Consider the following 21,720-nt stretch of genomic DNA (forward strand, 5'->3'; position numbering starts at 1 on the left):
AGCTGCCCTTTTCACTACTTGCACATGACGATCATGCTGCGGCTGGTGTACCCCGCCGGGTTGATGCCGAACAAGTAGTCACCGGCCTCTTCATCGCTATCGCCCGAGCGTGCAATGACCCGGTAGCCCCGCGTGCTGCAGGAGCTTGCGGCCTTGCTATAGCAATTATCCCACGAGGAGGAAAGGCCGGAGCAATTGATATGCAGGCCCTTTTTGCCCCTTTTGACCTCGGTCTTGGCTGTGGCGGCACATCCAGCAATAGCCAAGATGGCCAGGATGAGAAAAATACGTTTCATTCCTGTCCTTAAATGCAGGGCAAATCAGTTGTCACGCCCTGTCGTTATCGCTTCGGTTCTTCCTGAAACTTCCCCAGCTTCCGTGTTCGGTCCAGTAGATAGCGTAAAGATGATGATTCTGTGACAGCTTAATCAGCGAGGCGGGCTGCTACAATCATTAATCCTGTCTCAAATGAAAATATTTCTCATATCAGTCTGCCGCGATGGCCGGTTTGGACGTGTTGCGCATGGACAGGGTGGTGCCGACCGATGCGGTAATGATCGCCAGGATCGCCAGCCACTGTGTAACCGTCAGCACCTCGCCGAGGAACAGCAGGCCGGACAATGCGCCAAATGCCGGTTCGATGCTCATCAGAGTCCCGAAGGTGCGCGCCGGGATGCGCGTGAGGGCAACCATTTCCAAGCTGTAGGGCAGGGCGGTGGACAGCACTGCAACGGCCAGGGCCATCGGGATCACGGCAGGTGTGAGCAGTGCGCTACCAGCGTGGGCGATACCAATGGGGGCGACGAACAGGGCGGCGACTACCACCCCCAAGGCCGCACTCTGGATGCCGTGCTCTGCTCCCGCACGTTGCCCGAACAGGATATATAGGGCCCAGCATACACCCGCGCCCAGTGCATAGGCAGCGCCCAGTGGGTCGAGTGTCTGGCCGCTTTGGCCTGCCGGCAGCAATAGCAGCAAGCCGGCGATGGCCAGGGCAATCCATAGGAAGTCGATCGGTCGGCGCGAGGAGAAAATCGCCACGGCCAGTGGGCCGGTGAACTCCAGGGCCACGGCAATACCGATAGGCAGCGTTTGCAAGGCCATATAGAACAGGAAGTTCATGCCACCCAGCGCCATGCCGTAGATGACCACGTTACGCAACGTGTTGGCGGTCATGCGTACCCGCCACGGGCGCAGTATAAGGAGCATGATGATGCTGGCGAAGATCAGGCGCAGGGTGGTGGTGCCTTGGGCGCCAATGATGGGGAACATGCTTTTGGCCAGGGAGGCCCCGGACTGAATCGATGCCATGGCGATTAGCAGCAGGCCGATCGGGAAAAGGGTAGCGGCCAGGCTGCGGGGTTGGGTGTTCATTTAGGTGCGGCGATCCTTGGGCGGGTGGGAGGTGAGCAATATAGTGCGCAATTGCAGGGGCGCGTGGTAGCCCTGAGGTGTTTGCAGCAGATATATTTCAAATCATTGAAATTAAAGGTTGACCTCCGTGAAGGCCGCCCTATAATGCGCACCACTCCAACGCGGTAGCGAAGTAAAGCTAGCCACCCTGTTGAGTCAAGTGTTTGAAGCTAAACGAGTTTCTCGCAAAAAACTTCAAAATAAACGCTTGACAGGCTCTGAGGAAAGCGTAGAATGCGCGCCTCGGTTGGGACGAAAAGCTCTTAACCAAACGCTCTTTAACAAATTGAATCAAGCAATTCGTGTGGGTGCTTGTGAGTACGGGCTGATAGTCAAAAAGATTATCAGCATCACAAGTGGCCATGCGAGAAATCACATAGTCATTTGAGATTGCTGAGCCAAGTTTAGGGTTTCTTAAAAACCCAAGCAGTATTGAACTGAAGAGTTTGATCATGGCTCAGATTGAACGCTGGCGGCAGGCCTAACACATGCAAGTCGAGCGGATGACGGGAGCTTGCTCCTTGATTCAGCGGCGGACGGGTGAGTAATGCCTAGGAATCTGCCTGGTAGTGGGGGACAACGTTTCGAAAGGAACGCTAATACCGCATACGTCCTACGGGAGAAAGCAGGGGACCTTCGGGCCTTGCGCTATCAGATGAGCCTAGGTCGGATTAGCTAGTTGGTGGGGTAATGGCTCACCAAGGCGACGATCCGTAACTGGTCTGAGAGGATGATCAGTCACACTGGAACTGAGACACGGTCCAGACTCCTACGGGAGGCAGCAGTGGGGAATATTGGACAATGGGCGAAAGCCTGATCCAGCCATGCCGCGTGTGTGAAGAAGGTCTTCGGATTGTAAAGCACTTTAAGTTGGGAGGAAGGGCAGTAAGCTAATACCTTGCTGTTTTGACGTTACCGACAGAATAAGCACCGGCTAACTCTGTGCCAGCAGCCGCGGTAATACAGAGGGTGCAAGCGTTAATCGGAATTACTGGGCGTAAAGCGCGCGTAGGTGGTTTGTTAAGTTGGATGTGAAAGCCCCGGGCTCAACCTGGGAACTGCATCCAAAACTGGCAAGCTAGAGTACGGTAGAGGGTGGTGGAATTTCCTGTGTAGCGGTGAAATGCGTAGATATAGGAAGGAACACCAGTGGCGAAGGCGACCACCTGGACTGATACTGACACTGAGGTGCGAAAGCGTGGGGAGCAAACAGGATTAGATACCCTGGTAGTCCACGCCGTAAACGATGTCAACTAGCCGTTGGAATCCTTGAGATTTTAGTGGCGCAGCTAACGCATTAAGTTGACCGCCTGGGGAGTACGGCCGCAAGGTTAAAACTCAAATGAATTGACGGGGGCCCGCACAAGCGGTGGAGCATGTGGTTTAATTCGAAGCAACGCGAAGAACCTTACCAGGCCTTGACATGCAGAGAACTTTCCAGAGATGGATTGGTGCCTTCGGGAGCTCTGACACAGGTGCTGCATGGCTGTCGTCAGCTCGTGTCGTGAGATGTTGGGTTAAGTCCCGTAACGAGCGCAACCCTTGTCCTTAGTTACCAGCACGTTATGGTGGGCACTCTAAGGAGACTGCCGGTGACAAACCGGAGGAAGGTGGGGATGACGTCAAGTCATCATGGCCCTTACGGCCTGGGCTACACACGTGCTACAATGGTCGGTACAGAGGGTTGCCAAGCCGCGAGGTGGAGCTAATCTCACAAAACCGATCGTAGTCCGGATCGCAGTCTGCAACTCGACTGCGTGAAGTCGGAATCGCTAGTAATCGCGAATCAGAATGTCGCGGTGAATACGTTCCCGGGCCTTGTACACACCGCCCGTCACACCATGGGAGTGGGTTGCACCAGAAGTAGCTAGTCTAACCTTCGGGAGGACGGTTACCACGGTGTGATTCATGACTGGGGTGAAGTCGTAACAAGGTAGCCGTAGGGGAACCTGCGGCTGGATCACCTCCTTAATCGACGACATCAGCCTGCTGATGAGCTCCCACACGAATTGCTTGATTCACTTGTATAAAGACGATGCTGTAACGCGACCCTGTTATAGGTCTGTAGCTCAGTTGGTTAGAGCGCACCCCTGATAAGGGTGAGGTCGGCAGTTCAAATCTGCCCAGACCTACCATCACATGGTTAAGGCGTAAAATACGGGGCCATAGCTCAGCTGGGAGAGCGCCTGCCTTGCACGCAGGAGGTCAGCGGTTCGATCCCGCTTGGCTCCACCACTTTTGCAGTAAGCAGTTACTTGTCAGAACTTAGAAATGAACATTCGTTGATGAATGTTGATTTCTGACTTTTGTCAGATCGTTCTTTAAAAATTCGGATATGTGATAGAAATAGACTGATGGCCAGTTTCACTGCTGGTTAATCAGGCTAAGGTAAAATTTGTGAGTTCTGCTCGAAAGAGCGACGTGCGAATTTTCGGCGAATGTCGTCTTCACAGTATAACCAGATTGCTTGGGGTTATATGGTCAAGTGAAGAAGCGCATACGGTGGATGCCTTGGCAGTCAGAGGCGATGAAAGACGTGGTAGCCTGCGATAAGCTTTGGGGAGTCGGCAAACAGACTGTGATCCAGAGATCTCTGAATGGGGGAACCCAGCCAGCACAAGCTGGTTATCTTGTACTGAATACATAGGTGCAAGAGGCGAACCAGGGGAACTGAAACATCTAAGTACCCTGAGGAAAAGAAATCAACCGAGATTCCCTTAGTAGTGGCGAGCGAACGGGGACCAGCCCTTAAGTTGGTTTGAGATTAGTGGAACGCTCTGGAAAGTGCGGCCATAGTGGGTGATAGCCCCGTACACGAAAATCTCTTATCAACGAAATCGAGTAGGACGGAGCACGAGAAACTTTGTCTGAATATGGGGGGACCATCCTCCAAGGCTAAATACTACTGACTGACCGATAGTGAACCAGTACCGTGAGGGAAAGGCGAAAAGAACCCCGGAGAGGGGAGTGAAATAGAACCTGAAACCGTATGCGTACAAGCAGTGGGAGCCTACTTTGTTAGGTGACTGCGTACCTTTTGTATAATGGGTCAGCGACTTATATTCAGTGGCGAGCTTAACCGAATAGGGGAGGCGTAGCGAAAGCGAGTCTTAATAGGGCGTTTAGTCGCTGGGTATAGACCCGAAACCGGGCGATCTATCCATGGGCAGGTTGAAGGTTAGGTAACACTGACTGGAGGACCGAACCGACTACCGTTGAAAAGTTAGCGGATGACCTGTGGATCGGAGTGAAAGGCTAATCAAGCTCGGAGATAGCTGGTTCTCCTCGAAAGCTATTTAGGTAGCGCCTCATGTATCACTGTAGGGGGTAGAGCACTGTTTCGGCTAGGGGGTCATCCCGACTTACCAAACCGATGCAAACTCCGAATACCTACAAGTGCCGAGCATGGGAGACACACGGCGGGTGCTAACGTCCGTCGTGAAAAGGGAAACAACCCAGACCGTCAGCTAAGGTCCCAAAGTCATGGTTAAGTGGGAAACGATGTGGGAAGGCTTAGACAGCTAGGAGGTTGGCTTAGAAGCAGCCACCCTTTAAAGAAAGCGTAATAGCTCACTAGTCGAGTCGGCCTGCGCGGAAGATGTAACGGGGCTCAAACCATGCACCGAAGCTACGGGTATCACCTTTTGGTGATGCGGTAGAGGAGCGTTCTGTAAGCCTGTGAAGGTGAGTTGAGAAGCTTGCTGGAGGTATCAGAAGTGCGAATGCTGACATGAGTAACGACAATGCGAGTGAAAAACTCGCACGCCGAAAGACCAAGGTTTCCTGCGCAACGTTAATCGACGCAGGGTTAGTCGGTCCCTAAGGCGAGGCTGAAAAGCGTAGTCGATGGAAAACAGGTTAATATTCCTGTACTTCCAGTTATTGCGATGGAGGGACGGAGAAGGTTAGGCCAGCCTGGCGTTGGTTGTCCAGGTTTAAGGTGGTAGGCTGGAATCTTAGGCAAATCCGGGATTCTAAGGCCGAGAGCTGATGACGAGTTGCCTTTAGGCGACGAAGTGGTTGATACCATGCTTCCAAGAAAAGCTCCTAAGCTTCAGATAACTGGGAACCGTACCCCAAACCGACACAGGTGGTTAGGTAGAGAATACCAAGGCGCTTGAGAGAACTCGGGTGAAGGAACTAGGCAAAATGGCACCGTAACTTCGGGAGAAGGTGCGCCGGCGAGGGTCAAGGACTTGCTCCGTAAGCCCATGCCGGTCGAAGATACCAGGCCGCTGCGACTGTTTATTAAAAACACAGCACTCTGCAAACACGAAAGTGGACGTATAGGGTGTGACGCCTGCCCGGTGCCGGAAGGTTAATTGATGGGGTTAGCGCAAGCGAAGCTCTTGATCGAAGCCCCGGTAAACGGCGGCCGTAACTATAACGGTCCTAAGGTAGCGAAATTCCTTGTCGGGTAAGTTCCGACCTGCACGAATGGCGTAACGATGGCGGCGCTGTCTCCACCCGAGACTCAGTGAAATTGAAATCGCTGTGAAGATGCAGTGTATCCGCGGCTAGACGGAAAGACCCCGTGAACCTTTACTATAGCTTTGCACTGGACTTTGAATTTGCTTGTGTAGGATAGGTGGGAGGCTTTGAAGTGGGGACGCCAGTTCTCATGGAGCCATCCTTGAAATACCACCCTGGCAACTTTGAGGTTCTAACTCAGGTCCGTTATCCGGATCGAGGACAGTGTATGGTGGGTAGTTTGACTGGGGCGGTCTCCTCCCAAAGAGTAACGGAGGAGTACGAAGGTGCGCTCAGACCGGTCGGAAATCGGTCGTAGAGTATAAAGGCAAAAGCGCGCTTGACTGCGAGACACACACGTCGAGCAGGTACGAAAGTAGGTCTTAGTGATCCGGTGGTTCTGTATGGAAGGGCCATCGCTCAACGGATAAAAGGTACTCCGGGGATAACAGGCTGATACCGCCCAAGAGTTCATATCGACGGCGGTGTTTGGCACCTCGATGTCGGCTCATCACATCCTGGGGCTGAAGCCGGTCCCAAGGGTATGGCTGTTCGCCATTTAAAGTGGTACGCGAGCTGGGTTTAGAACGTCGTGAGACAGTTCGGTCCCTATCTGCCGTGGACGTTTGAGATTTGAGAGGGGCTGCTCCTAGTACGAGAGGACCGGAGTGGACGAACCTCTGGTGTTCCGGTTGTCACGCCAGTGGCATTGCCGGGTAGCTATGTTCGGAAGAGATAACCGCTGAAAGCATCTAAGCGGGAAACTTGCCTCAAGATGAGATCTCACTGGGATCTTGAATCCCCTAAAGGGCCGTCGAAGACTACGACGTTGATAGGTTGGGTGTGTAAGCGCTGTGAGGCGTTGAGCTAACCAATACTAATTGCCCGTGAGGCTTGACCATATAACACCCAAGCAATTTGCGCGTCAGCCAAATTGCGGTGGTGAAGATGATACGAACCGAAAGTTCGCAACGAACCACACAATCACATATCCGAATTCGCTGGGCTGTCCATCTGGACATTCTGGCTACAGAATTTCTTGACGACCATAGAGCATTGGAACCACCTGATCCCATCCCGAACTCAGCAGTGAAACGATGCATCGCCGATGGTAGTGTGGGGTTTCCCCATGTGAGAGTAGGTCATCGTCAAGATTCATTTCGCAAAACCCCTATCTGCGCATGCAGGTAGGGGTTTTGTCTTTGTGGCTTGAAATCCAAGCCCCACACATTGTCGCTTCTACAGTTCATGAAATGTGCGTCATCTATGCCTGACGAATCGCGGGACAATGCTACGCTCGCGGAAATACTCATCACGGATACCTACCATGGAAATGAACTGGCACCAGGCCCTGCAAGAGAGCCTGAGCTGGCTGGCGATCGCCTCGTTCATCACCCTTGTCTGCTTCACTGCAGCCGCAGCACTGGCTGTGCGTTGCACGCGCTGGGGTAGCCAGTTCTGGCAGCTCGCCGGGCCCTATTTCAGTTTCAGGCGCAGTTGGCGACCGTTGCTGGTGTTTGCCCTTCTGCTGGTACTGACGCTGTTCTCGGTTCGGCTCAATGTGCTGTTTTCATTCTGGTACAACGGCTTCTACAGCGCCCTGCAGGGCCTCGACCAAGCCGCTTTCTGGTACCTGCTCGGGGTCTTCGCGGTACTGGCCACCATCCACGTGCTGCGCTCGTTGTTTACCTTCTATGTAAGCCAGGCATTCAGCATCAAGTGGCGGGTCTGGTTGACCGAGCGCCTGACCCACGACTGGATGCAGGGCGATGCCTACTACCGTGGCCAGTTCCTCGCCGAGCCGGTGGACAACCCCGACCAGCGTATCGAACTGGACGTCAACGCCTTCGTCACCAACTCGGTCACCCTTGCCCTGGGCGCGGTCAGTGCGCTGGTTTCACTGGTGGCGTTCACCGGTATCCTCTGGGGGCTGTCAGCACCGTTGACAGTGGCTGGGGTGGAGATCCCTCGGGCGATGGTGTTTGCCGTGTACCTGTATGTCATCGTCGCCACCTGGGTCGCCTTCCGCCTCGGGCGCCCGCTGATCCGCCTGAACTTCCTCAACGAAAAACTCACCGCCAACTTCCGTTACGCGTTGATGCGCCTGCGTGAGAACGCAGAGAACATTGCCTTCTATCAAGGTGCGCAAGTGGAGCGGGGCACGTTGCTGGGCCGTTTTGCTGCCTTGATCGTCAATGCCTGGGCATTGGTGTTCCGGAACCTGAAGTTCAGTGGCTTCAACCTGGGGGTCAGCCAGGTTGCCGTGGTGTTCCCGTTCATTCTCCAGGCGCCGCGCTTCTTCAGTGGTGCGATCAAGCTGGGCGATGTCATGCAAACGTCCCAGGCCTTTGGCCAGGTGCAGGACTCTTTGTCGTTCTTCCGAGAGTCGTACGATGCGTTTGCCCAGTATCGCGCTACCCTCGACCGTCTGACTGGTTTTCTCGATGCTAACGAGCAGGCAAGTGGGTTGCCGCGAGTGACTACCGAAGACCAGGCGCATGCGCTGCAGATCATGGGGCTGCAGGTACTACGCCCGGACGGACACGCCCTTATCGCCGACCTGGACTTGAGCTTGCATGCCGGTCAGGCGCTGTTGATCAAAGGGCCATCGGGCAGTGGCAAGACCACGCTGCTGCGCGCCCTGGCAGGGTTGTGGCCGTATGCCGAAGGTGAAGTCAGGCGGCCGACGGGTCACCAGGCGTTGTTCCTGTCGCAGCGTCCATACCTGCCACTGGGTGACTTGCGTACCGTCATTGCCTATCCGGCAGCCGGCAAGCCCGAGGATGAGGCGCGAATGCAGCAGGCGTTGCACCAGGTCAACCTGGCCCACCTGGCCGAGCGCCTGGACGTCAGCAGCGACTGGTCACACATCCTCTCGGTGGGTGAGCAGCAGCGCCTGGCGTTCGCCAGGGTGCTGTTCAACCGGCCGCAGGTGGTGTTCCTCGACGAGTCCACCTCAGCGATGGATGAGGGGCTCGAGCATGCCCTGTATGCGCTGCTGCGCTCAGAAATGCCGGGTGCATTGCTGGTCAGTGTCGGCCACCGCAGCACGCTGGCAGGGTTCCATACCCACCGGCTGGAGGTGAACGGGCAGGGCGGCTGGACGTTGCTGGAGCAGCAGGCAGCGATGGCCTAGCCCGGATCGATCCAAGCATGTATCCGCCAGCCCCACCACCAGAGGCTGGCGGTCATGGACATGGCGGTGGTAGTGATCATGATCCTGTCACCTTCATTAGCGTCAGTCCCGCCAGTGTAGCGCCGGCGAACCCCGCACCGACCAGGAACGTTGCCTGGAACCCCACACCATCCCACAGCAATCCGGCTACCACGCTGGCCACCAGCAGCGCTACACCGGTCAGCAGGTTGAACAGGCCGAAGGCGGTACCACGCAGGTTGGCCGGGGCGCTGTCGGCGATCATGGTCGCGAAAATGCCTTGGCTGAAGCCCAGGTGCAAGCCCCAGGCCGCTACCCCAAGGGCCAACCCGGCCCAGCCCGGCAGCAGGGCCAATAGCAGGTCGGCAGTGATCAGCAAACCCAGCCCGACCATCAGCACGCCACGGCGCCCCACCCGGTCCGACAGCACCCCGGCGGGGTAGGCCGACAGTGAGTAGGCCAGTGCCATCAATACCAGCACCGCCGGCGCCCACAAAGGTGCCAGGCCCATGTCTTGCGCACGCAGCAGCAGGAATGCCTCGCTGAAGCGGGCGAGGGTGAATAACGTGGCCAGGCCGATCAGGCGCCAATAGGGCGGCCCAAGGCGCCCCAGTTCGTGCAGTGCCAACGGTGAGCGTACCGGCCGCCCCGTGGCCGGCGTTTCAGGTTCGCGAACGAAGGCGATGAGGATGTATACCGCCACGAAAGCAGGGATCACCGCCACCCAGAATACGGTCTGGAAATGGCTCGCGGTCAGCCACATCAACACGATCGCCAACAACGGTCCGAGGAAGGCGCCCACGGTGTCGAGGGCCTGGCGCAGGCCGAACGCCGCGCCACGCAACTCGGCTGGCGTAACATCGGCCACCAGCGCATCGCGCGGCGCCCCACGAATGCCTTTTCCGACCCGGTCGACGAAGCGTGCCGCCGTCAGCCACTCAAGCCCCGAGGCCATGGGAAATACCGGTTTGGTCAGCGCACCCAGGCCGTAGCCGAGTACCGTCAGCAGCTTGCGTTTGCCCAGCCGGTCGCTGAGAGCACCGGAAAATACCTTGGTGATCGATGCAGTCGCCTCGGCGATGCCTTCGATAAAGCCCACAGCTACTACCGAAGCACCAAGCACACTGACCATGTACAAGGGCAACAGGGCGTGGATCATTTCCGAGGAGATGTCCATGAACATCGACACGAAGCCCAGTGCCCAGACACTGCGAGGGATTTTCGTCAGGCCCCTGGCGGGGCTGCTGTCTTCATTGCTGCGCATCTGGGCTCTCGGCAGAGTTGTACGTTCGAAACTGTAGGAGCCCCTACGCAGGATGCAAATCGGATGTCGCAAGTGAAAGCAGGTACATGCTCAGGCAGATAACCCCCACAGCTCTTAGACGGGCTGCGCACCAATCAACAGCTGCGCCGTCTGCAAACAGCACTTTTCTGCCTTGCGGGCGCTGAAAGCCCTATGGTCCAGTGCCCACTCCAACCAGAAGCCATCAATCAAAGCGGTGATAATCAGCGCGCTGCCCTTGGCATCTAGCGCCAGGTCTCGCTCGGCTGCGATGGCTTTGAACACCCCCTCAAGCTCCTTGCGGTAGTCAGCATAGAGTTTGCGATTGAGCTCCCGCAGTTGCTCGGAAGACACCGCCGCGCTCCAGAAGCCGAGCCAAGTGGTGAGGATGAACTCATTGAAAATGCTGCCCCGGAATGAGGAGCGGATGATCGCGGTGAGACGCTCCACAGGCGTACTGCCCTTGGTTTCCAGATAGCGGCGGGTCTCCTCGCGCAACTGGTTGGTGAGCTCCTGATAGGTGGCGAGCATCAGTTCGTCCTTGCTGGAGAAATGATGACCGATCAGCCCGACCGACACCTCGGCCTCGTCGCAGATGCGTTCGATGGTAGTGCCGGCGTGGCCGAAGCGCGTGATGCAGCGCATGGTCGCTTCGACGATGGCCTTGCGCCGTGTCTCTGGATCGACTCTGGTCCTGCGCTTTCGGGGCTTATCGTTCTGGCTGTCCACGCTCATGGCTGAATCCGTTTCTCTCACTGGAATGGCAAGCCCGCCCGATGCAGAGCGCCGGGCGGGGACGCCAATCTAACAAGATTTACCGATGCGTGCAGGTGCCGAAGCTCAACCTCAAGCTGTTGCGCCGTTTTCCAGGTCCTGATCGAGGCGGCCGACCTGACTGAGCTCTTGTTTAATGTTTTGCGAGCGGCACAGCCACCAGTAAGCGAGCGCCGATACCGCAAGGCCGATCGGCATGCTGATGTCGGCGCCGTCCAGTTGCCGCGCCACGTAACCGGTGTACAGCCCAGTCGCGGAGAATGGCAGCATGACCACGAAGCCCACCAGGTAGGCACCAATGCCCCGCCAGTTCCAGCGTCCATAGATGCCTTTGGGCTTGAAAATTTCCCGGATAGAGAACTTGCCGTGACGCACTACGTAGAAGTCCACCAGGTTGATTGCCGTCCAAGGCGTGAACAGGTACAGCAGGATTGCGAGGAAGTCACCGAAGTCCTTTACGAAGTTGTCGGAGGCGGTCATCGCGATATAGATCGCCGCGCCGCCCACTGCCAGCATCGATAGCACACGCTTGAGCAGGGTCGACGTCTGGGGCTTCACCGTGTCGACGATGCTCAAGAGCGTGATCGACGCGCCGTAGAAGTTCTGTGCGGCACTGGTCACCAGGCTCAGCACGGCGAGAATCAGGACAAACTCGCCGAAACCGTGGAACACCATGTCGCCCAGCAGCACCAAGCCCTTGGCGAGATTCTGGCCGGGACTCAAGGCGGCGGCCAACGCGCCGAGGAGCATCATCCACACGCCACCGATCATCGCGCCCAGGTACGTCCACCAGAACGATGAGCGGACACTGACATTCGGCGGCAGGTAGCGCGAGTAGTCCGACACATAGATCGCCCAGCTCAACTGGTACGCGGCGGCAACAAAAAACTGCGCAAGGAAGGGCGTGGCCTTGAAACCGCTGAGGGTCAAGTGCTCCTGCGGCAGTTTCACGTAGACGCACAGGCCGACGGTAAACACCGCCATGACCCCGATCAGCAGGAACGCCAGCCAGCGCTGCACCTTGTGGAAGGTGTTGTAGCCGGCGATGGCCATGGCGATGGCCACTAGCGAGAAGAGGATCGCCGAGGGCTCCTGCGGGGCGTCGAACAGCTCGTGCAGGGTCTGCCCCACCAGCAGTTGGTTGAAGGCGTTGTAGCCAACGTAGGTGACGATGGCCACCACGTACACCAACAGCGCTCCCAAGTAGCCGAACTGCGGCCGCGACTGGATCAGTTGCGGCAGCCCCATCTGTGGCCCCTGGGTGGAGTGCCCGGCCATGAACAGGGTGCCGAAGGCACAACCGAGGAAGATGGCGATGGCGGACCACATCAGGTTGGCCCCCAGGCCGATGCCGATGATGCCTACCGCCAGGGTGGTCAGGTGCGCCTCGCCACAGAACCAGATTGGCCACAGGTGCCAAGCCTTGCCGTGGCGCTCGGCGAGGGGCACGTAGTCGATGGAACGGGTTTCCAGATTCAGCCGTCCGTTGGCGGAGGCAGTCTTGGGAGCTGACATGGGGTTCGTACCTTTATTGATATTGTTGTGAGCACAGCAAGGTCGTCGCTTCCCGCGACTAGGCCCGTTTCTCTTCCAGGGCTTGATGCAGCAGCGCTTCCAGGTCTTCGAGACTGCTTGGGCGCGGGTTGGTCTGCCGCGCCGGATCGCCCATGGCTTTGCGCGCAATGGCTGGAATGTCATCGCTGCGTAAGCCCAGCGAGGCCAGGGAAACCGGGATGGCAAGGCGGTCCAGGCACGCACAGATCGCCCGTTGGAAGCTCTCGAAGTCTTCGCCCGCCAACCCCATGGCGCGACACACCGGCCCCAGGCGCGGCTCGATGGCCGCGCGGTTGAAGCGCAGCACCCTGGGCAGAATCATGGCGTTGGTCAAACCATGATGGCTGTTGTAGGTGGCACCGACCATGTGGCTGAGCGCATGGACCAGGCCAAGCCCTTTGAGGAAGGCCACGCCCGCCAGGCACGAACCGATCAGCATGCGTCCGCGTGCTTCGAGATCGTCGCCCTGTTCCACAGCTTGCTCCAGGGAACCCCAGAGCAGTTCCAGCGCCTGCAGCGCGGCGCCGTCGCAGAGCGGATTGAAGGTTGGCACGAAGTAGGCTTCCAGGGCATGGATGACCGCATCCAGGCCGGTCCAGGCCGTCAGGTGCGCCGGCAGGCTGAGGGTCAGTTCGGGGTCGAGGATCACCGCCTGGGGACGCGCCAGCGGATGCCAGACGCAGCCTTTGATAGCGCGCTCGCTGTCGGTGAGCATCGCCGTGCTCTCGGTCTCGGCACCGGTGCCGGCGGTGGTCGGGATGCAGATCACCGGCGGGAAATCGTTGGCGACCAGGCCTTCGGGTACCGGCTTGTCGAAATCGAACGCCCACAACGGCAGACGTGTCTGCCGGGCCACCAGGGCCACGGCCTTGCCGCCGTCCAGGCCACTACCGCCACCGAGGGCGATGATGCCGTCGGCGCGCCACTCGCGAAACGCCGCGGCGCCTTTGAGCACGGCGCGATCACTGGGGTTGGGCTCGACCTCGCCGAACAGCCCGCATGCCAGGCCCGCATCGTTCAGCAAGTCCTGCAGCTCGGCCACGAAGGGCAGGCGCATCGAGCCCTGGTCGGTCACGATCAACGGCCGGGAAATGCCATGCCGTTTGCACAGCTCGACCAGCGCGGTCCGCGCGCCAGGGCCGTACTCGATGGGAAGTGGCAGGCTCCAGCTCTGCCGCGACAGGGGGGAAAGATTGTCAATCACGGTATTGCACCTTCAGCAGCGGATGATGGTCGACTTGAGTTCGCTGTACTTGTCCAGGGCGTGCACGGAGTTGTCCCGGCCATTGCCGGACTCCTTGAAGCCACCGAACGGGAAGTTCATGTCGAGCAGCTCGTCGTAGCAGTTCACCCACACGGTGCCGGCACGCAGGCGTCGCGAGGCACGGCGGATGGCGCCGAGGTCGGCCGACCAGAAGGCCGCCGCCAGGCCGTATTCGCTGGCATTGGCGACAGCGATGGCGTCGTCCAGCCCATCGAATTCGATGACGCTCAGCACCGGCCCGAAGACCTCTTCGCGGGCGATGCGCGAGGTGGCGTCAGTGGCGAAGATGGTCGGTTGCAGATAGTGGCCGCCGGGGACCGCCGCGCAGTCCTCGCCCCCCAGCAGCAGGCGCGCTTCACGCTTGCCCAGCTCGATGTATTGGCGTACACGCTGGTACTGGGCTTCATCGATCAGGCTGCCGGTGACGCTGGTCGGGTCCAACGGGTCGCCGGGCAGGTAGGCGCGCGCGGCCTCCAGCAGTTCGGCGATGAAGGCCCCGGCGATAGGGCGTTGCACCAACAGGCGCGAACCTGCGCTGCACACCTGGCCCATGTTGCTGAACACCGCAGCCGCGGCAGCCTCAGCCGCACGGCGCAGGTCCGGGCAGTCGGCCATGACGATGTTCGCCGATTTGCCGCCCAGCTCCAGCCAGACGCGCTTGAGATTGCTGTCCGCCGCATTGCGGCTGATCTGCCGGCCAACAGCGCCGGAGCCGGTGAAGGCCAGGCAGTCGATCTGCGGGTGCAGGCTGAGCAGGCGACCGGTCTCGCCATCGCCCGGCACCACGTTGAAAACGCCCTCGGGAATACCCGCCTCGCGGGCAAGGCCGGCAATGCGCAAGGCGCTCAGCGGGCTCTTCTCCGAAGGCTTGAGGATTAGGCTGTTGCCGGCGGCCAGGGCTGGGGCGAACTTCCAGGTCGCCATCAGCAGCGGGTAGTTCCAGGGCACTATTGCCGCCACCACGCCGACCGGCTCGCGGGTCACGGTGCCGAGGAACTGCGGATCGCAGGCGGGCACCTCGCCGGTGACCTTGTCGACCAGCTCGGCGAACCATTCCAGGCAGTAGATGGAACTGGGAATATCCACCGCCGTGGTATCGGCGATGGGTTTGCCAGTGTCCAGGGTTTCCAGCAGCGCCAGCTCCTCGGCGTGCTCCCTCATCAACGCAGCCCAGCGCAGCAGAACGGCCTTGCGCTGGCGTGGTACCAGGTCGGCCCAGCCACCGCGCTCGAATGCCCCGCGGGCGGCAGCCACGGCGCGTTCTACGTCAGTCCCACGGCACAACGCAACCTGCGCCAGCTCGCGGCCATCAATCGGGCTGCACACAGCAAACGTCTCGCCTTCGCTGGCCCCCACATAGGCACCGGCGATGAACGCACGCGCCTCCACCACCAGGTCGGTGCTTCGTCCACGCCAATAGACGGCATCTCTGAGTTGCGGCATGCGCATCTCCTCATGTTGTTTTTGTTTAGGCTCGGAGATCCTATGGCATACTGAAAATCTATTCAATAGTGAGGCGGTTGCTATTGAAGACTTTTTCAGTAATGACCGAAAATGGTAGCGCTATTTTTTCCGCCAAGGTCACCAGAGGGCTCGGTGACAAATAGCGAGCTCGGCGTTGCCGAGTCCGCCGCGAGCCTAAAGCGGCGCTCTATTCCGCGGTTCAGCAAAGTTCCGTTACAAACATGTAAAGTTCGTAAATAAGATTTACTCGCATTTGCGATTCCCTATATTTACCACCCCTGTTGGCCGCCAAACTGTGTTTGCGGGGCCGGTGGGCGAGGGCTCCCGGTTTCCGACAGGGATGTGCCTTTTTGCTCATGAATCGCAGGAGATGTACCCATGCAGTGCAGAACTTCACCCAACAGCCTGGCCCTGGCGTTCGTCGCGCTGGCGTCGCCGGCCATGATGGCCACCGCGGCAGAAGCCGAGGAGCAGCGTGCGGGTGAGGTGCTGGAAGTGCCGGTTGCCGACAATGCGTTGGTGATCCAGGACACCCTGATCACTGCCGAGCGCGAAGCGCGACAGGCCCTGGGTACGTCGATCATCACCGCCGAAGACATCAAGCGCCACCCGCCGGCCAATGACCTGTCCGACATTATTCGCCGCGAGCCCGGCGTCAACCTGACCGGCAACAGCGCCAGTGGCGCACGCGGCAACAACCGCCAGATCGACCTGCGCGGCATGGGCCCGGAAAACACCCTGATCCTCATCGACGGCAAGCCGTCCAGCGCGCGCAACGCCGTGCGCTATGGCTGGAACGGTGACCGAGATACCCGGGGTGAAACCAATTGGGTGCCGGCCGAAGCGGTCGAGCGCATCGAGATCCTGCGGGGCCCGGCCGCCGCACGATACGGCTCCGGCGCTATGGGCGGGGTGGTCAACATCATCACCAAGCGCCCTTCTGACGAGCTGAAAGGCAGCGTCAGCCTATACACCCAACTGCCCGAAGACAGCGCCGAAGGCGCCAGCCGCCGGGCCAACTTCAACCTCGGCGGTGGGCTTACCGATAACCTCGGCTTCCGCCTGTATGGCGGCCTGGCCAAGACGGATGCCGACGACCTGGACATCAACGCCGGGCATGCCACCAGTGCACTGGTGGCGGGGCGTGAAGGGGTGCGCAACAAGGACATCAACGGGCTGCTGAGCTGGAAACTGAACGACGAGCATCGCCTCGAAGCCAGCGCCGGTTACAGCCGCCAGGGCAACATTTTTGCCGGCGACACCATGAACAGCAATGGCGGCGGCGACGTCGATTTCGTCTCCAGTCTGTACGGCCACGAAACCAACGTCATGCAGCGCAGCACCTACGACCTGACCCACCTCGGTGATTTCACCTGGGGCACCAGCAAGACCACGCTGGCCTACGAGTACGTGCGCAACTGGCGGCTCAACGAGGGCCTGGCAGGCCGCACCGAAGGTGCGCCAAGCGACGAGGGTGGAGCCATGTCACGCTTGCGCAACACGCGCCTGAGCAGTGAAGTTAACCTGCCGTTCGCCATGGGCAGCACCGAGCACGTGCTCACTTTGGGCGGCGAGTACCTGTATGAAGCCCTCAACGACCAGGGTTCGTTGCGCCCGCAAAGTTCCGACCCCACCAGCAATGGCGGGCTTGTCGGCTTCGATCGCAGCAGCTCGAAGATGACCGCACGCAGCTATGCGCTGTTCGTCGAAGACAACATCATTGTTGGCGACACCACCATTACCCCTGGCTTGCGCTTCGACCACCACGAAAGCTTCGGCGACAACTTCAGCCCCAGCCTCAACCTGTCCCACAAGCTGACCGAAGCGCTGTCGGTAAAAGGCGGCATTGCCCGTGCCTATAAGGTCCCGAACCTCTACCAATCCAACCCCAACTACTTGCTGTACAGCCGCGGTAACGGCTGCAGTGTGCAGCAGACCAACAATGGTGGCTGCTACCTGCAGGGCAACGCCGACCTCAAGCCCGAGATCAGCGTCAACAAGGAGATCGGCCTGCAGTACGACCGTGGTACCTGGCGCACCAGTGCCACCTACTTCCGCAACGACTACAAGAACAAAATCATCGGTGATACCGATGTGCTTTACACCATCGGTACCGGCAGTCGCGTGACCCAGTGGGATAACGCCGGCAAGGCGCGGGTCGAAGGTATCGAAGGCAACCTCTTCATCGAGCTGACCCCGACCCTGGACTGGAACACCAACCTGACCTGGATGCTCGACAACGACAACCGCGAGACGGGCGAGCCGCTGTCGGTGATCCCGGAATACACCGTCAACACCACCCTCGACTGGCGTGCCACCGAGCAGCTGTCGTTCCAGGTGGCAGGTACCTATTTCGGCAAGCAGAAATCGCCGACCTACAACTACCGCACCCAGCAAGACTACGACAAGACCGCACAGCAGGACGTCGAGGCCTATGGCCTGGTGGACGTGAGTGCCGGGTACAAGTTCAACGCCAACTACGACGTGCGCGTGGGGGTGAACAACGTGTTCAACAAGCAGATCCTGCGGGGTGGCAATGCCAGCAGCTCGGGGGCAAACACTTACAACCAGCCGGGCAGGGCGGTGTTCGCTGCGCTGAACATCAATTTCTGAGACCCGGGCCGCTTTGCGGCCCATTCGCGGCGGACACGTTTTTCCAGGAAGCCAAATGTTTAAATTTCCCGCCTGGCTACAAATCCTCTCCCGCAGCGGCGCCGCGCTGCTCGGCGGCTATGCCCTCAGCTACGCCGCCAGTGCGTGCCTGGCTCGTACCCTGCCGCTGTCCGCCACCGACGCGGTCATCGTCGCAACACTGCCGGCCTTCATCTTCTACACCGCCGCCATCCTCTGGGCGTTTGCCTGCCGTGATGCCCTGCGTGCCTGGGCGCCGCTGGCGCTGGCAGTGCCCCTCAACCTGATCGGCTTCTGGCCGCAAGTGCTGGGGTGGCTGGCATGAAGAACACCTTCACCCAATCGATGGCCTGGCTGCACACCTGGGCCGGGCTGATCTTCGGCTGGCTGCTGTTCGCCATCTTCGTCACCGGCACCCTGGCGGTGTTCGACAAGGAGCTCAACCACTGGATGCAGCCGGAAATCCCGGCCACCCAGGTGTCCCAGGCCGACGCCGCCCGGCGCGCCATCACCTACCTGCAGGCCCATGAGCCGCAGGCGGGCAACTGGGGTATCAGCCTGCCGAGCGAGCGATCGCCTGGGTTGCGCGTATCCACCGGTGAGCGGCGCCACGGCGGTGGCGCGCAGCTTGACCCGAGCACTGGCGAGGCCATCGAGGTGCGCGACAGCGTGGGCGGCAACTTCTTCTTCCGCTTCCACTTTACCCTCGACCTGCCACGCAACTGGGGCATCTTCGTGGTCGGTGCGCTGGCGCTGGTGATGCTTGCTGCGTTGGTCACCGGTATTGTCATTCACAAGAAGATCTTCAAGGAGTTCTTCACTTTCCGGCCAAACAAGGGCCAGCGTTCGTGGCTGGACTTTCACAATGCCAGCGCTGTGCTGTTGCTGCCGTTCCACTTGATGATCACCTACACCGGCCTGGTGATTTTCATGCTCATCTATATCCCTGCCGGGGTAGATGCATTGTTCGCCGGCGACACGCGCGCCTACTTCCAGGCCCAGGGCAATGCACGCCTGGAACAGCCCCGTGGCGCGACAAGGCAGCCAGCGCCGCTGGTCGATGTGGTGCCGTTGCTGGCCCAGGCCGAAGCGCGCTTGGGGCCGATTGCTGGCTTGAATATTCGTAACCCCAACACTGCGGCAGCGCGTATCGAAATCCGCCCCGAGTTGGGCAACCGCATTGCCCTGGCCAAGGGGCAGGCGATGGTCTTCGATGGCGTCAGCGGGCAGTTGCTCAGCGACGTGCCGCAGTGGCGCGCGGTGCCTTTGACCCAGCGAGTCATGGTCGGCCTGCACTTCGCCCAGTTCGGCGGTTACCCGATGCGTTGGTTGTACTTCGTTTGCGGGCTGGTCAGCTGCCTGATGATCGCCAGTGGTCTGGTGCTGTTCTGCGTGAAGCGCGGGCGCAAGTACACCAGCACCACGGCCGATGCTTCGGCGCGACGCTGGTACCGGGTGGCCGAGGTGTGCAACGTCGGCTTCATCAGCGGCCTGTTGCTGGCGTGCGTAGGGCTGCTGTGGGCCAGCCGGTTGCTGCCGGTTGACCTGATACAGCGGGAAAGCTGGGAGGTGCGTGCGTTCTTTGGCATTTGGCTACTGGCGCTGTTGCATGCCGGCGTCAGGCCGGCACGCCGGGCCTGGGCCGAGCAACTACTGCTGGCGGCAACGCTGTGCATTGGCCTGGGTGCGTTTGGCGGCTTTGAAGACTCGATGCGCCAGGGGGTTGCGACATGTGCGCTGGTGCTGGGGGCAATGCTTGGGCTGGCGGCCTGGCGGGTGCGGCAGGCGCAACCGGTGCCACAGAAGGCCAGGGCGGGGCGGCGCATGGAGGCCGAGGCATGACGATGTGGGTCATAGGCGGCGTGCTGTTCGCCTACGCCGGCATGCTCGGGCTGTGCCAAGGGCTGGAGCGGCACTACAAGCAGGTGTGGAATCGCACCTGCCCACGCGTGTTGCGTATCGGCCTGCGCAGTGCAGGTTGGTTGGCGTTGCTGGCTAGCCTGACGCTGTGCGCCCAGGCCTGGGGCTGGGCCATGGGGCCGGTGGCCTGGTTCGGCGTGCTGTCGCTGGCGGGCTTGTTGCTGGTGATGCTACTGCCGTACTGGCCGCGGCTGGCAGTGGGGCTGGTGGGGGCGCTGCCGGTATGGGGATTGGTGCAAGGGGTTTCTTCGCTGTGAACTGAACGCTCCTGCAAGGGGTACGCGTTTGTTCAGTCGACGACATTGTTGCAGCCAAAAGCCTCGCAGCATGCTAAACCATTGGCCCCAGCCTGCTGCGAGAGAGCCCCGGTGAAAGCCATTCGCCTTACCTTTATCTGCCATGCCCTGACCCAGGCTCAGAAAACCGGAAGCCTGCACTGTGCAGATGATGGCATCTTGCCGTTGACCCAGAAAGCCGACGTTCTTCTGCCCGGCATGCGCGTGCTGACTGCGCCAGAACGGCGAGCCTGCGAGACGGCGGCGTGGTTGTCGGGGCAGGTGCAAATCGAGCCGGCATTGGCCGATTGCGACCTGGGGCGCTGGCAAGGGTTGTCGTTGAAACAGTTGCAAGCCGAGCAACCGCAGGCGTTGGCCGAATGGCTGCAAGACCCGGCCAGTGCGGTGCATGGTGGGGAGTCGTTCGCGGCGCTGTGCCAGCGCCTGGCCGCCTGGCTGGCGGCCTTCGACAGGCCGGGTGAATGGTTGGCGGTGACCCACCCGATGGTCATGCGCGCGGTACTGGTGCAGTTGCTAGGGTGCCCGTTGACTGCTGGTCAGCGTATCGATGTGCTGCCACTGTCACGCCTTGTGTTGAGTTTCACGGGGCAGTGGCGGCTGCGCCTGGGCTAAGGTTCAGAACGCCAGCTTGTAACCGATCAGTAACAGCATGGCGGCCAGGCACGGGCGCAGCACGCGGTCGGAGATGCGTCCGGTGAGGTGGCTGCCCAGGTAGATACCCGGCAGCGAGCCCAACAGCAGGTAGCCCAGCAACGACCAGTCCATGTTGCCCATGCCCGCGTGGCCCAGGCCTGCTACCAGGGTCAACGGTACGGCGTGGGCAATTTCGGTGCCGACCAGCCGGCGGGTGACCAGGAACGGGTAAAGCAGGAACAGCGCCACGGTGCCCAATGCGCCAGCACCGATGGACGTGAGGGTAACCATCACGCCCAGCACCACACCGGTCAGCACAGTGAGGATATTGAGGCTGCGGTCACTGAGGTGGTAGTGGTCACCGGCATGGCGGCTGGCGAAGGCCTGCAGGCGCGATTTGAACAGGATGGCCAGCGCAGTGAGGATCAGCACCACCGCCAGGCCTTGCTTGATGATCGCATTTAGCGCCGAGGTGTCGGTGTGCAGGGTGCTGAGGAACCACAAGGTCAGCGCCGCAGCGGGCACGCTGCCCAGGCTGAGCAGGCCGGTGATCTTCCAGTCGATGTTCTTTTGGCGCGCATGCACCCAGACGCCACTGGCCTTGGTGATGGCCGCATAGAGTAGGTCGGTGCCGACTGCTGTCGCCGGGTTGATGCCAAACCACAACAGGATCGGGGTCATCAGCGAGCCGCCACCGACGCCGGTCATACCGACGATGAAACCCACGACCAGGCCAGCAATGGTGAAACCGAAAGAACCTACATCCATACGCTACTCGACTGCCCAACTTTGCCCGTTATCGGATGCAAGCCAGCATATAGATTTTTTTATAGCCAAATAGACTTGTTCGTTATTAGGTTATAAC

Annotated in this window: 14 protein-coding genes, 2 tRNA genes and 3 rRNA genes; 11 read left to right on the plus strand and 8 right to left on the minus strand. The window is 59.8% G+C overall.

Annotated elements, in window-relative coordinates:
* Nucleotides 1-14 precede the first annotated feature (14 nt).
* Together ACNQP3_RS09195 and rhtA are read right to left on the minus strand one after the other, a co-directional pair.
* Nucleotides 15-296, minus strand: coding sequence for a hypothetical protein (locus tag ACNQP3_RS09195; RefSeq protein WP_012271522.1), 282 nt, complete (start codon nucleotides 294-296; stop codon nucleotides 15-17).
* A 190-nt stretch (nucleotides 297-486) separates the two neighbouring features.
* The gene (rhtA, locus tag ACNQP3_RS09200; protein WP_012271523.1) at nucleotides 487-1,374 is read right to left on the minus strand and encodes a threonine/homoserine exporter RhtA; all 888 of its coding nucleotides are present in this window, start codon (nucleotides 1,372-1,374) and stop codon (nucleotides 487-489) included.
* A gap of 473 nt (nucleotides 1,375-1,847) precedes the next feature.
* On the opposite strand from rhtA, the gene ACNQP3_RS09205 reads away from it, so the two are divergent.
* The 6 genes from ACNQP3_RS09205 to ACNQP3_RS09230 all read left to right on the plus strand — a co-directional run bounded on the left by ACNQP3_RS09205 (nucleotide 1,848) and on the right by ACNQP3_RS09230 (nucleotide 9,019).
* Nucleotides 1,848-3,384, plus strand: a 16S ribosomal RNA gene (locus tag ACNQP3_RS09205).
* A gap of 87 nt (nucleotides 3,385-3,471) precedes the next feature.
* Nucleotides 3,472-3,548, plus strand: a tRNA-Ile gene (locus tag ACNQP3_RS09210).
* A gap of 24 nt (nucleotides 3,549-3,572) precedes the next feature.
* Nucleotides 3,573-3,648, plus strand: a tRNA-Ala gene (locus tag ACNQP3_RS09215).
* Between the two features lie 244 nt (nucleotides 3,649-3,892).
* Nucleotides 3,893-6,785 (plus strand): 23S ribosomal RNA (locus tag ACNQP3_RS09220).
* Between the two features lie 136 nt (nucleotides 6,786-6,921).
* Nucleotides 6,922-7,037, plus strand: a 5S ribosomal RNA gene (rrf, locus tag ACNQP3_RS09225).
* Together the 16S, 23S and 5S rRNA genes with 2 tRNA genes alongside form the textbook arrangement of a ribosomal RNA operon.
* Nucleotides 7,038-7,210: 173 nt before the next feature.
* On the plus strand, nucleotides 7,211-9,019 hold the full coding sequence (locus ACNQP3_RS09230; RefSeq protein WP_060493080.1) for an ABC transporter ATP-binding protein/permease: 1,809 nt from the start codon (nucleotides 7,211-7,213) through the stop codon (nucleotides 9,017-9,019).
* Between the two features lie 76 nt (nucleotides 9,020-9,095).
* Here ACNQP3_RS09230 and ACNQP3_RS09235 read toward each other — a convergent pair whose 3' ends face one another.
* The 5 genes from ACNQP3_RS09235 to ACNQP3_RS09255 all read right to left on the minus strand — a co-directional run bounded on the left by ACNQP3_RS09235 (nucleotide 9,096) and on the right by ACNQP3_RS09255 (nucleotide 15,354).
* Nucleotides 9,096-10,301 carry an MFS transporter gene (locus ACNQP3_RS09235; RefSeq protein WP_264316957.1) on the minus strand — a complete coding sequence of 402 codons (1,206 nt, stop codon included), beginning with the start codon at nucleotides 10,299-10,301 and terminating at the stop codon, nucleotides 9,096-9,098.
* 114 nt (nucleotides 10,302-10,415) lie between these two features.
* The gene (betI, locus tag ACNQP3_RS09240; RefSeq protein WP_012271526.1) at nucleotides 10,416-11,054 is read right to left on the minus strand and encodes a transcriptional regulator BetI; all 639 of its coding nucleotides are present in this window, start codon (nucleotides 11,052-11,054) and stop codon (nucleotides 10,416-10,418) included.
* Nucleotides 11,055-11,165: 111 nt separating this feature from the next.
* Entirely contained in the window at nucleotides 11,166-12,608 is a 1,443-nt protein-coding gene (locus ACNQP3_RS09245; protein WP_060493078.1) for a purine-cytosine permease family protein, read from the minus strand.
* A gap of 58 nt (nucleotides 12,609-12,666) precedes the next feature.
* Nucleotides 12,667-13,851 (minus strand): iron-containing alcohol dehydrogenase, encoded by a 1,185-nt coding sequence (locus tag ACNQP3_RS09250; RefSeq protein ID WP_012271528.1) that lies wholly within the window; start codon nucleotides 13,849-13,851, stop codon nucleotides 12,667-12,669.
* A gap of 12 nt (nucleotides 13,852-13,863) precedes the next feature.
* Nucleotides 13,864-15,354 carry an aldehyde dehydrogenase gene (locus ACNQP3_RS09255; protein WP_264316958.1) on the minus strand — a complete coding sequence of 497 codons (1,491 nt, stop codon included), beginning with the start codon at nucleotides 15,352-15,354 and terminating at the stop codon, nucleotides 13,864-13,866.
* A 399-nt stretch (nucleotides 15,355-15,753) separates the two neighbouring features.
* Between ACNQP3_RS09255 and ACNQP3_RS09260 the strand changes: the two genes are divergently transcribed.
* The 5 genes from ACNQP3_RS09260 (at nucleotide 15,754) to ACNQP3_RS09280 (ending at nucleotide 20,834) form a co-directional block, all read left to right on the plus strand.
* On the plus strand, nucleotides 15,754-17,988 hold the full coding sequence (locus ACNQP3_RS09260; protein WP_264316959.1) for a TonB-dependent siderophore receptor: 2,235 nt from the start codon (nucleotides 15,754-15,756) through the stop codon (nucleotides 17,986-17,988).
* Between the two features lie 55 nt (nucleotides 17,989-18,043).
* Entirely contained in the window at nucleotides 18,044-18,331 is a 288-nt protein-coding gene (locus ACNQP3_RS09265) for a hypothetical protein (protein ID WP_012271531.1), read from the plus strand.
* Nucleotides 18,328-19,848, plus strand: coding sequence for a PepSY-associated TM helix domain-containing protein (locus ACNQP3_RS09270; RefSeq protein ID WP_060493074.1), 1,521 nt, complete (start codon nucleotides 18,328-18,330; stop codon nucleotides 19,846-19,848). The genes ACNQP3_RS09265 and ACNQP3_RS09270 overlap by 4 nt, the downstream gene beginning before the upstream one ends.
* Entirely contained in the window at nucleotides 19,845-20,183 is a 339-nt protein-coding gene (locus ACNQP3_RS09275) for a DUF3325 domain-containing protein (RefSeq protein ID WP_041166449.1), read from the plus strand. The genes ACNQP3_RS09270 and ACNQP3_RS09275 overlap by 4 nt, the downstream gene beginning before the upstream one ends.
* A 111-nt stretch (nucleotides 20,184-20,294) precedes the next feature.
* Nucleotides 20,295-20,834: a histidine phosphatase family protein gene (locus tag ACNQP3_RS09280; RefSeq protein ID WP_060493073.1), complete on the plus strand. Its 540-nt coding sequence runs from the start codon at nucleotides 20,295-20,297 to the stop codon at nucleotides 20,832-20,834.
* 3 nt (nucleotides 20,835-20,837) lie between these two features.
* On the opposite strand, the gene ACNQP3_RS09285 is transcribed toward ACNQP3_RS09280, so the two are convergent.
* Entirely contained in the window at nucleotides 20,838-21,623 is a 786-nt protein-coding gene (locus ACNQP3_RS09285) for a sulfite exporter TauE/SafE family protein (RefSeq protein WP_012271535.1), read from the minus strand.
* Nucleotides 21,624-21,720 lie beyond the last annotated feature (97 nt).

The sequence above is a fragment of the Pseudomonas sp. LFS074 genome (assembly GCF_047978165.1).
Taxonomy (GTDB): domain Bacteria; phylum Pseudomonadota; class Gammaproteobacteria; order Pseudomonadales; family Pseudomonadaceae; genus Aquipseudomonas; species Aquipseudomonas putida_P.